The organism is Nostoc sp. CmiVER01 (assembly GCF_034531135.2).
Lineage (GTDB): Bacteria > Cyanobacteriota > Cyanobacteriia > Cyanobacteriales > Nostocaceae > Nostoc.
On record NZ_JAVRBU020000006.1, the window covers coordinates 195,222 to 207,338 of the forward strand.

Genomic DNA, 12,117 nt, shown 5'->3' on the forward strand with positions numbered 1-12,117 from the left:
TAGGTTGTGCAATTAATGCTCACCAAGTTTTTCCTGAGCAAATAATTATTTGGTGTATATTTTCTAAGTTTGATTAGTTTCGCTATCTTCTGGGAAGTCGAGATTGGGTAGGCGATCGCCTCGCAATAATTCTTCACTTGCCTCCCCTATGGCTTCTAGTGCCCTTACTGTAGTTTTTCCGGTAATGAGCAGCAGTAATATAGACGCTGTACCTATTTGTAAAAGGAAAGATTGGGGAATGCTAAAGAAATCCAGATTGGATGTGGGGTTAGTTGAGGGTTGTTGGTAGGCAGGAGGCATTGCTAATTCTTGGTTATGGGAATATGAGTCAAAAGGAGTCAGGAATTAGAAGTTAGTAGAGGCGCGATTAATCGCGTCTGTACAGGAGTTAGGAATTATGATTACTCCGAGGATCATCAATACACGGAGTTTAAATGAGATAAGCTTGTTGTTTGTTTCGCCCATCCGGGTCATTAGCTTAGTAGGACGCAAGTCCAGTTTTAAAGGACAATTCATCAGCCAGTCATATAGAATTATTCTGACTCCTGGCTTTTGTACAGACGCGATTAGTCTCGTCTCTCCTAGCTCCTAACTTCTTAATTTTGACTCCCTATTAGTAAAATAAACGCAAAACTCAACATTAGTCAGACTTGCAACCTGTACAAGACTATCTTGGCCGATTTTATGAGCTACGAAGGTAACAAAATTGTTAAAAAAAAACGTCAGAGTGTGGTAAACCTATGGTTCTAGTTTACAAGTGCAGGCACTATCCCCCAACAATCGCTTCTTGTAAAGTTAACTGAGCATGAAAACAGTATTACCAGATCGCCAGCAATCCTTAGTACAGTGGGTAAGCCAAGCAACAGGGATCAACACTTTCGGGGTGAAAGTCCGGTTACGTGGAAATAACCTTCATATTCTTTGTGAAGGTACAGAATGTCCGCAACGTTGGCATACTTTGTCTGACTTGCTGCAAGCATTACAGCAGACAGACTTAGATGTTCTTACAAGTGACGAACAACCCTCAATATATCAAGTATTTGTCTATGGCCGAAGAAAAGGGGAGCAGCGCCCCTCATGGTGCCATCGGGTTTACTTGAATCAAATAGATAAGCACCTGGAGCAGGTAAAGCAAGCGCTGCTAGAAGATTCGGAAAAATCAAAGCAATCGGCTGGGGCGCTGATTGTCTCTAACGAAAGTTTGGCACGCCAAGGGAACCCAGAAGCGATCGCTCGATATCTAAGCGAAACTCTGAGTACTTTAGGTGTATCAGTACAGGCAAAGATTAAGCCATATAAGTCAAAGAACTCTCAGGCGGAAGAAGATCGCCTGTGGATATTTTGCCAGTCGAGCTATAGCCCCGATGCATCATTGCTTGCCGAACCAATAGCACAGAAGTTGCGTTATCTCAAGCTTACTGGCTACCAAGATGCAGTAATTGTTTCCCAGGTGAGCGGTGAAACAGCCCCGGATTGGCTGCTGCGGGTGGATTTAACCCCACCAGAGGTAATGCTGAAGGAATGGGCGCGTTGGGGCGATATACAAGCGATCGCGCGATTATTAACTGAGGTATTGTCAGGGTTAAAAGTAGCTGTCCAAGCTTTTCTGAAAGAATCAACACTACATATCTTTTGTAGCCCAGCTTTTGATCCTTTAGGGACTGCGCCAATTCCCGACAAAGAAGTGTGCTTAGAGGCGATTTTACCGCAGCTAGAAGCGATCGCACCTCAAGGCATTCTCGCCGCCACCATATACGGACAAAAAGCAGGCGACAATGAACCAACTTGGATTGATTGGGTAGCTTTACCTGCGACAAATTATCCCGCCTTTGCCACATCACCGTTAGATTTGGCAAATACTGGCGATGAACCAGCGATCATATTTTTACTAGAGCGTTTACTCAATCCTGACTTAGATTGGCGTTTATTAACGGGCGGAGTTCGTGTACTTCTGCTGAACAAAAATAATTTATTGCACATCATGTGTGATGCACCTGTTTGTCCAGGGCGTCAACAAGTAGCAACTAAAGTTACACAGTTTATCCGCCAGTTAAAAATCCCCGGTATTATGGGGGTACGTGTCTACGGTCGCCGGGCTGGGAATAAAGAACCTTTTTGGAACTATGGCGTTGATATTGAGCATCGTCAACGTTTGGTACCAGAAGCAACTCCAGAATTTGCTGCTACTTCTAAATACGTTAATGAGCTAGTAACCTCTGAGACTAGTGAGCCAATTTTGCGCCCCGACTTAACAACAGAAGAAGTTCAAACTTTTGTCACAGAAGTCGCACGAGATTGGATGACAACGGCGAGTGCAACCACAAAAAAATTCCTGTTACAAAGCCAGCTATTTATCGAAAGCGATCAGTCAGCAGAACAAAGTCCTGATGTTCAAGGACTTAAGGTTGCTTTAGTATGGGGAACACTAGGATTGTTACTTACCCTTCAAACTGATTGGGTGTTGGGTCGAATTATTGCAATTACTACACCCTCGTCAAAAGTAGCCAGTGTGTTGCCTTCATCATCTTCTGGGCAAAAGGCATCTTTAATATCTGGGAAAACTCAGAGTGAGAAAACAACATTTTTTACCAGCACTTCCAAAACTAAATCTTCTCCAAATCAGAGTTCTGTATTTAATGCTTCGGAGTTTACCCAAAGTGATGATACCCCGACAAATAAATTAGCAGCCGCACCACTGAAGGAAAAAGCAACCGCTACCGCTATTCTTTTAGCAGCGCGATCGCAGATGCCAAGTTTTAATGTCAGGCAGTTAGACGAGCAACTAGCACTGTATAAACAGCGTTTAGCTAGAACTGGTACTCCGCCAGATGTGTTGATTATTGGCTCCTCCCGCGCTCTCAGGGGAGTAGATCCCGCAGCACTTTCTAAAGCTTTAGCGACTCAAGGCTATCCAAATCTTGATGTATTTAACTTTGGGATCAACGGTGCTACTGCACAAGTTGTAGACTTTGTGATTCGCCACGTATTGGAACCATCAGAACTGCCTAAAATAATTATCTGGGCAGATGGGGCCCGTGCCTTTAACGGTGGACGTGAGGATATTACCTTTAAATCAATCGCTACATCAGCTGGTTATAAACAAGCATTCCAAAAAGCCCCAACAAATGCTAATAGCAGCGATTTACCCGAAAATAAGGTAAATTCGGCAGAAGAAAAGATAAAAGAAGAAAAGCCGGAAATTAGCGCCTATGAGGCTGTGAATCAGTCATTAAATCAGGCTCTAGCATCTCTTTCTGCTAGCTATTCAAACCGCGACCAAATTAAAAGTTTACTGCAAAAACAACTGCTTATGAGTGGTCGCAATCAGACGGTTGGATCGCAAAAACAGCTAACAGACGGTACTTCAGATGAAAGTACTTCCCAGCAAGCAGTTGATTTTGATGGCTTTCTACCTTTGTCAATTCGCTTCAATCCTGCAAGATACTATCAAAAACATTCTAGAGTTCCCGGAAATTACGACAACGACTATAAATCTTTCCAAATAGAAGGACAGCAAGATGCTGCGTTTCAAGAAGTGCTTCAGTTTACCCAGGCTCAGAAAATTTCCTTAGTGTTTGTCAACATGCCTCTTACAGAAGATTATTTAGATCCAGTGCGTAGACAATATGAGCAACAATTTCAGCAATATATGTTGCGTCTAGCTACTAGTCCCAACTTTATTTATCGAGATTTGAGTCAACAGTGGCCAAAAGCAAATGATTACTTCTCCGATCCCAGCCACCTCAACCGCTTTGGAGCATACGAAGTTTCCAAAAAGCTGGCTAATGATCCGATGATTCCCTGGCCAGTGAAGTAGGGAGATGAGGGAGCAGGGGAACATATTCCCAATGCCCAATCACAAATAACAAATGACAAATGACAAATAACTAAAAAATGAACTTTATATCAATTTTTTATGGGCTGTTCTTGTTGAGTGTACTAGGAATTTATTGGTCTTTAGCACAACAGAAATTGCGATTATGGACGCTGCTAATTGCCAGCTTGGTTTTCTACGCATCTTTGCAGATCCAGTACATACCATTACTATTAGCATTGACGTATATTAATTTCCGTGTAGGGCTAGAGATTGGTAAAAATACTTCACCAGGAAAACATTCTCTTGACTGGCAAATTTCTAATGAAGAGTGGCAATTTGCCCAAGGTGACTGGAATCGCCGCCGTTTAAAAGTGTTGTGGCTGGGGATAGTTCTAAATGTTTTACTATTATTAGGTTATAAGTATTTTACTCCTTTATTCAAGTTTGTTTTTAATGTGCAAACAAACTCACCCGATAGCTCTTTTAAATTAATTGCACCTTTAGGGATTTCATTTTTTACCTTTGAATGCATTGCTTATTTAATAGATGTTTATCGTGGTGCGCCTGCTACCGATCAGTTTCTCAAATTTGCTACCTACAAATTATTCTTTGTAAAACTGATTTCAGGGCCGATTACGCGCTACCACAACTTAGCAAATCAATTCAATACATTAAACTTACCCAATAGCGATAGAGTTGCTGAAGCACTGTGGTTGATTGCTAGAGGCGCAGTCAAAAAAGGTATTTTTGCAGACCACCTTGGTATTTTCGTCGATTTATGTTTTGGTAATCTACAACGGGCGGGTAGTATCGATCTCTGGTTAGCTACATTCGCCTACGGTTTGCAATTATATCTAGATTTCAACGGTTACGTAGACATCGCCCGTGGTAGTGCGATGCTTTTTGGCTTGGTTCTACCTGAAAATTTCGATTTTCCCTACTTCAGCACCAATATTTCCGAATTTTGGCGGCGCTGGCATATCACTCTAGGAGATTGGCTACGTAACTATATCTACTTTCCTTTGGGTGGTTCCCGTCGGGGTTTAGTCCGTACCTGCTGGAATTTATTTATTGTGATGCTAATCGCTGGTATCTGGCACGGTGCTGCTTTAGGTTATGTAGTTTGGGGCATATTCCACGGTTTAGCCTTGGTGGTTCATCGACTTACAGATAGTATGAGCGATCGCTTTGAAAATCTAGAACAATTCTGGCAAAATCCTCTGGGTATCTTTGTCGCTTGGTTATTAACTCAACTGATGGTTTTTACCTCTTGGATTTGGTTCCGCCTACCTAATCTCCAAGACTCTTCTTTAGTAATTCGCCATCTTTGGGGTTATCCGGCTGACGCCCAGTTTGCTGAAAAAGTCTATGTAGAAGCCTTAAATATGAGCCAATCTCAACTCGCTTGCGTACTTATAGCCATAGCTGCCCTTATGGCTGTAGTCTATACCTTCAACCGAATACTGAAGTTAGAGTTTAACTGGCCTCTTAAGCTTGTTTTCGTTCCCCTATGTTTCTACGCTGTTTGGTTATTAGCTCCTGAAGGCAGTTTGCCCTACATTTACTTTGATTTTTGATAAAACATAAGACAACTTACAACTTATTATTTCTTTACAAATCAACAAAACTCAAAATTTTTCTCACAGACTCTTTGTAAAGAAATGTAAAGAAAGTTAACTAAGCGATCGCCTCATTGAAAGTTATAGCTAGTTCAGTGTTGAAACGCCTTAGAACGCCTTAATCCATTACTTTTATGACTATTGTTTCTAGTAGGAAAACTTTACAGTTCGATGAGCTTGTTAAAGTATTTTGTTACAGAATATTAAGTCAGAGATCGCGTCAAAGTAAATTCATGTAGACTGTATTTCAACAGGCAAAATAAATCTTGCTTGTTCCATATTTGACAACCCATAGCACTTATAAAACAATGACCACAACCTTACAACGGCGCTCTGACGCCAACGTATGGGATCGCTTTTGCGAGTGGATCACAAGCACCGACAATCGTATTTACATCGGTTGGTTTGGTGTACTCATGATCCCAACCCTGCTAGCTGCTACTGTTTGCTTCGTAATCGCTTTCATCGCAGCACCTCCAGTAGACATCGACGGTATCCGTGAACCTGTTGCAGGTTCATTGATCTACGGAAACAACATCATCTCTGGTGCAGTTGTTCCTTCCTCTAACGCTATCGGCTTGCACTTCTACCCCATTTGGGAAGCTGCTTCCTTAGATGAGTGGTTGTACAACGGTGGCCCTTACCAATTGGTAATTTTCCACTTCTTGCTCGGTTGCGCTTGCTACCTGGGTCGTCAGTGGGAACTTTCCTACCGCTTAGGTATGCGTCCTTGGATTTGCGTAGCTTACAGCGCACCTTTGGCTTCCGCTACCGCAGTATTCTTGATCTACCCAATCGGTCAAGGTTCATTCTCTGATGGTATGCCTTTGGGTATCTCTGGAACCTTCAACTTCATGATTGTGTTCCAAGCAGAACATAACATCTTGATGCACCCCTTCCACATGTTAGGTGTGGCTGGTGTATTCGGCGGTTCCTTGTTCTCTGCAATGCACGGTTCCTTGGTTACCTCTTCTTTGGTGCGTGAAACCACCGAAACCGAATCACAAAACTACGGTTACAAGTTCGGTCAAGAAGAAGAAACCTACAACATCGTTGCAGCCCACGGCTACTTCGGTCGTTTGATCTTCCAATACGCTTCCTTCAACAACAGCCGTTCACTGCACTTCTTCCTAGCAGCTTGGCCTGTCGTCGGTATCTGGTTCACCGCTTTGGGTATCAGCACGATGGCATTCAACCTGAACGGTTTCAACTTCAACCAATCAGTAATTGACTCTCAAGGTCGCGTTATCAGCACCTGGGCAGACGTAATCAACCGTGCCAACTTAGGTATGGAAGTAATGCACGAGCGCAACGCTCACAACTTCCCCTTAGACTTAGCTGCTGGTGAAATTACTCCTGTTGCTCTGACTGCTCCTGCTATCAACGGTTAATTCTGAAGATTTAGCTAAATAAAAAGCGCCCCCAGAAATGGGGGGCGCTTTTTTGTTGTAATTATTTTAAAACAGAACGTTTAATAAATCCTGTATTAGATTTTGTTTTATAGCGATGCTTCCACATCACAAAGCCAGTAACGAACAAAATCAATGGTGCAAGTCCGACAAATACATAGAGTATGCGGGTTGGTAAGCCACCAAAAGTTCCGTAGTGCAGAGGTACAAAAAAATTGAGGACGCGATCGCCCAACCGCATCTTTAAAGCATTATCAACTCGCAAAACCTTACCACTATACTGATCGAGATAAACATTACTATCACCGTAATCTGAACTTTCCTGCGGTAGCTTCATACGAATTTGTAAAGCATCTTCTGGTTTACCAGGCAAGTAAATGCTTTTAGTAACAGCACCAGGTAAGGCAGCATCGGCAATTTTCAATTGTTCTGTCAGTCCGAAAGCCGATTTACCAGGAATTGGCTTGGATAATAGCTCGGATGGTTTTGAGGTGAATGTAACAGCGTAAATGATTGGTTCAGTCAAATCGTAGAAATTCCAGCAAAAGCCCGTAAAGCCAGTAAAGAATAAAAAAACCACACTGACAATGCCAGCCACTTTGTGAATATCGAAGTTCACCCGCTTGGGATGAGCATCAAACTTAACTTTGAAGCCGATAATTAGCTTACGCCAACCAGGCCAGAGAACTAAACCTGTGACGGTGAGGATACACATTAGAAAGGCAGCAATGCCAACAAACATAGTTCCAGTTTCGCCTGCCATTAAGCTAACGTGCAGTTTGAGGAGCATACCTATTAGAGTGTTATCCGATATACGCTCACCGATAATTTTGCCTGTATAAGGGTTGACAAAAACCTCTATCCTTTGCTCATCAGTTGATGACAACTGCCCCACGTAAGGAGAAGAAGAAGTATCTGGTAAATAAATACGAAAAAGATGGAGATCACTTCGCGCAGCATACTTCGCTTCAATTGTATTCAGCACAGACTCTGGAGATAACTGCACCTGTTGGGGAGTAATCTGTCCATACTTTTGAGTAATCATAAAGCGATCGAAATCTTGCTCAAAAACTAACAGGCTACCTGTTAAGCCAACAATAAGCAGCACCAGTCCAACAATAAAACCGATATATTGGTGCAGGTAAAAAACGATATCGTGTATTTTTTTTCGGTTCATAATTCCCACCAGAGCAAGTTAGATTTTTTACCCCCTTTTATCCTGCCGATGGATTGGGGGAAGAATTACAGTGCCGAAGCGCGAGCCTCGGTGAGGGTTAGGGTAGGGTCAAAACTCCACAGAAACCGTCCCTAGAACAGTCAACGGCGCTCCAGGACGCAGATAGTAGCCCTGAGAATCGTAATACTGAGTATTAAAAAGATTTTTAAAGTTCAGTCCAAACCGCCAGTTATCGCGTTTGTAGAAAATGGTGGCATCAGCGCGGACGTAAGAGGGGATTTTGAACGTGTTGGGAAGTGTGGCTTCGCGATCGCCCGTGTAAAATACTCCCCCACCAAACCCTAATCCTCTCATACCACCGCTTTGAATTTCATAGCTCGTCCACAGACTACCACCAGTACCGGGAGCATTTACAAGAGATTCACCTACAGGATTATTTTCGTCACCTACACTTACAAATGCGTCGTTGACGAAGTAGGATGCAATCACATTCCAGCCTGGTAGAATCTGTCCAGAAACGTCAAATTCCAAACCGCGACTTTTCACCTCTCCTATCGGGATGGAATAGTCAGAGTTACTAGGATCGGTTGTAGCGACATTTTGCTTGGTGATATTGTATGCGGCAAAGGTAGCGGATAGCCTGTCTTTAATCAGTTCCGTTTTGACTCCGACTTCATACTGAGTGCCGCGTTCTGGTGGCAGTTGAGTTCTATCTACTGTCTGCGAAGAACTAGGATTAAACGAGCGGCTGTAGCTAGCGTAAATAGAAATTGGCGGTAGAGGCTGATAAACAATGCCAACGCGAGGGGAAAATGCTTCATCATAAAGCCGTTCAACTGTAGCATCATCAATCGGCTCTCTACCGAAAGAATCCAGCGATTGAGAGCGATTTTTGCGATGAATAAAGTCATACCTGCCGCCCACCAATAGTTTTAGATTTGGCAGCAACGTCACTTGATCTTGCAGATAAAGAGCGATCGTATTGCGCTCAAAACGATCCCTTGATGCTGCCTCATCAAACTCTGATGGCTGGGAAGCGCCATACACAGGATTGAATAAATCAATACTGGGAGTCACTGAAGTAGAACTTCGCAGATAATCGTAGCCATAGATATATTTATTCCACTCCAACCCCACAAGAACTTGATGTTGGATGGAACCCGTACTGAAATTACCGATTAGGTCGTTTTGCAGAGAGTAGTTTTGTAAATAACCAGGGCCAGCAGCAAACCTTCGCTGGACGGTACCATCTGCATCAATGCTATTCGGGCGAAACTCTGACTCTTCAGAATCATCAAGCGTAACTGAAAAGCCACTGCGAAGCCGGATGTTTTCACTGAAGTGATGATTGACATTCAGAAATACAGAGTGTGTCTCTTCGGAGAAACGATCGCCTGGTTCCCCCAAAAAACGACTGATAGGAGCTTGAAAAACGATTGGATCGGGCGGAAGACCATCATAATAGGTGCGATCGAGTTTGAGATATTCATACTCCAGCGTCAATGTTGTCGCATCACCAATTTTGTAGCTCAGTGCTGGTGCGATCGCTAATACTTCCTGATTACCAAAATCGATAAAACTACCAGAGTTTTCGTATGCAGCATTCAGACGGTACAGCAACGTTTTGTCTGAATTAAGCGGCCCGGAAATATCAATGGAGGGCCGATAAGTGCTAAAACTTCCGGCTGTAAATTCAGCAGAGTAGTAAGGCTCGCTGAGTGGTTGTTTAGTAATGTAATTCACCACACCTCCCGGCTCAAACTGTCCATATAGCACTGAAGCCGGGCCTTTGAGAACTTCGATCCGCTCAATGTTAGTCGGATTCACAAAGTTATCCTGAGCGGAAAAACCATTTCTCAAGTTGTCATAGGTTGTAAATCCCCGAATGTTGTAATTATCCGTAGCCCCAGCATACCCCCCTTGCAAAGTCACGCCACTGACATTACGTACAGCATCGCTAATCCGCGTGATTTGCTGATCTTTGATGACTTGTTGGGGGATAACTTGAATTGACTGCGGAATGTCACGTTGAGGAGTATCAGTTTTTGTCGCAGTTGTACTATCTGGTACACTATATCCGTCTTGTTCACCCGTTACTACCAACTCGATTGGTTCATCACCCGCAGCTGATGGTTTTGGCTGTGCTTGATTCTCTGGCTTTTGTTGTTCAGGAGTTGGTTGAATTTGCGGTTGTTGTTGGGCCAACGATGCTGCACTAGTCACAGAGAAGATAAGACCCTCATTCGGACTATCAAACAACTCGACTGTTGGTACACTCCCCTCACCAATCACTGTCACTCGGATAGTATTGGCATCAAAGTTAGTAACTGTTATCTCAGTTACACCCGCAATTGGTTTTTCAGAACGGAATGTGAACGCATCACCCGATGGTAGGCGTAGTTGAGCATTGGGAATATCAGTGATGAAATTGCTACCAGCACTATGATTGACTAGTTGCAACTGTTCCCCTTTGGTAGTCTGTAAAATCACCTCCACACCCTTATCAGTGGGATTTGCCTTAACTGACGTAACTTGCACAACTTCAGTTAATGGTGCTGGCGACTGTACCAGTAACATTTGGGTGCTGCTAATAGCGGGTTTTACCTCACTTAGTCGCTTAAGCCGATTAACCAATGAATCAGATTTAGGAATATCTTGCGCTTTGGTTGGCTGAACCACCAAAACTGTTAAAAGTACCAACAGCCACTCCAGTCTGCAACTGAAGATTTTAAATATTCGCTTGCTCATTTTCTTCCCACACACCGTAGTATCCCAGATTACACCAATCTTTAATTAGGATTTATTATCAACAGCATAGGGGAATTTGTTGCGAGAAATCTTATCAAGGTATATGCCGAAACGGATTTTTTTAGGTGTTTTTTGCAACAATAAATCTATCTAAGTATTGACTTGGTTGGATGCCAAAGCGCTTTTTAAAAGCCACAGCGAAGCGACTAGGACATTCGTAACCCACGATCTTAGCTATCTGTTTTATGGTCATTTGTTGACTCATAATTAGTTTTCTGGCTTTCTCCATCCGGTGAGCATACAAATAGCCAAATACTGTTGTGTTAAAAACCTGGCGGAACCCGATTTTGAGCTTGTAATCGTTTAAACCTACTTGTCGCGCCAATTCTAGCAACGAGGGGGGATTGTCAAAATCGCGGATTAAAATTTCTCTGGCGTGGTAAACTCGGTTAATATCATCTGTTCGCAAAATGCGCGATCGCATCAGTTCCCGTTCCCCTGCTGTATCGGGTTCCAACTTCAGCGCCATTAATTCTAAGCATTTTGCTTGCAAGTAAATCTCTTTAATCAAGCCGTGAAAGGGACAATTAACTATTTGATGCAAAATAATTTGCATTTCGGGAGTAGTTTGCCCGATACGAAAGTAGTTAAGAAAAGATATATTATCAGTTTCTAGATACAACTGGAGTGATTTGGGTAGGAAGTCTAAGCCACTAACTTCATGTCTGCAAAAAAATTGTTGGGGGTTGATTCCAACTTCTACGTGCAGAATGTGTTGACCTGCGCGTAAATAAACTCCATTACCAGGAATCCCCTCATCGAAATCAAAATATGTTGCCGTACAATTATGTCCAACAGGTATTATTTCTGACGTATAATTACTAATAATTGCAAAACTAAATGCCATGAAGGGAAGATTATAGAAATTTGTCTCAAGAATTAAATCCTCAGCTAAGTCAAATTGTGACACTAGCAAGTTAATACCTGTTGGGAAAGCTATAACGTTTTCGTAACCCCGACTTTGTTGTTTTGGATCGTCCAACACTGCTTGATATCCAGTGTTATATGAGTTGATTTTTGTAGCTTCAGAGGTTGGAGTAGTATTTTGCTGTTGTCGATAAGCTTCTCTAGCTGAAAGAAACAGGGTCATTTTTGTAGCTTATTGATATTTTATCCTAATTATTATATGGCAATCGCTTGGTTTACTAGTTATAGAAGCTTAAACCAGAGAGATTGATTCTAGCTGCTATTTGGTAAGCCTTGCGATTAATGCTAAATTTGCATCGAAAAGGCCTAGATGCCATATTGGGGTCTTGTTTAAAACCTTGCGCTCCACTATGTTAAATT

At 42.7% G+C, this 12,117-nt stretch carries 7 protein-coding genes; 3 read left to right on the plus strand and 4 right to left on the minus strand.

Annotated elements, in window-relative coordinates:
• Positions 1-63: 63 nt before the first annotated feature.
• Positions 64-300: a hypothetical protein gene (locus tag RMZ43_RS11610; protein ID WP_322646605.1), complete on the minus strand. Its 237-nt coding sequence runs from the start codon at positions 298-300 to the stop codon at positions 64-66.
• A gap of 505 nt (positions 301-805) precedes the next feature.
• On the opposite strand from RMZ43_RS11610, the gene RMZ43_RS11615 reads away from it, so the two are divergent.
• From RMZ43_RS11615 to psbA, 3 genes are all read left to right on the plus strand, one after another.
• Entirely contained in the window at positions 806-3,817 is a 3,012-nt protein-coding gene (locus RMZ43_RS11615; RefSeq protein ID WP_322656226.1) for a DUF1574 family protein, read from the plus strand.
• A gap of 77 nt (positions 3,818-3,894) precedes the next feature.
• Positions 3,895-5,394 (plus strand): MBOAT family O-acyltransferase, encoded by a 1,500-nt coding sequence (locus tag RMZ43_RS11620; protein ID WP_322656227.1) that lies wholly within the window; start codon positions 3,895-3,897, stop codon positions 5,392-5,394.
• Between the two features lie 350 nt (positions 5,395-5,744).
• Positions 5,745-6,827: a photosystem II q(b) protein gene (psbA, locus tag RMZ43_RS11625; protein WP_322646608.1), complete on the plus strand. Its 1,083-nt coding sequence runs from the start codon at positions 5,745-5,747 to the stop codon at positions 6,825-6,827.
• Positions 6,828-6,888: 61 nt separating this feature from the next.
• On the opposite strand, the gene RMZ43_RS11630 is transcribed toward psbA, so the two are convergent.
• The 3 genes from RMZ43_RS11630 to RMZ43_RS11640 form a co-directional block, all read right to left on the minus strand.
• The gene (locus RMZ43_RS11630; protein WP_322646609.1) at positions 6,889-8,022 is read right to left on the minus strand and encodes a PepSY-associated TM helix domain-containing protein; all 1,134 of its coding nucleotides are present in this window, start codon (positions 8,020-8,022) and stop codon (positions 6,889-6,891) included.
• Positions 8,023-8,130: 108 nt separating this feature from the next.
• On the minus strand, positions 8,131-10,770 hold the full coding sequence (locus RMZ43_RS11635; protein WP_322656228.1) for a TonB-dependent siderophore receptor: 2,640 nt from the start codon (positions 10,768-10,770) through the stop codon (positions 8,131-8,133).
• A 121-nt stretch (positions 10,771-10,891) separates the two neighbouring features.
• Positions 10,892-11,920, minus strand: a complete 1,029-nt coding sequence (locus RMZ43_RS11640; protein ID WP_322646611.1) for a helix-turn-helix transcriptional regulator — start codon at positions 11,918-11,920, stop codon at positions 10,892-10,894.
• Positions 11,921-12,117: the final 197 nt, after the last annotated feature.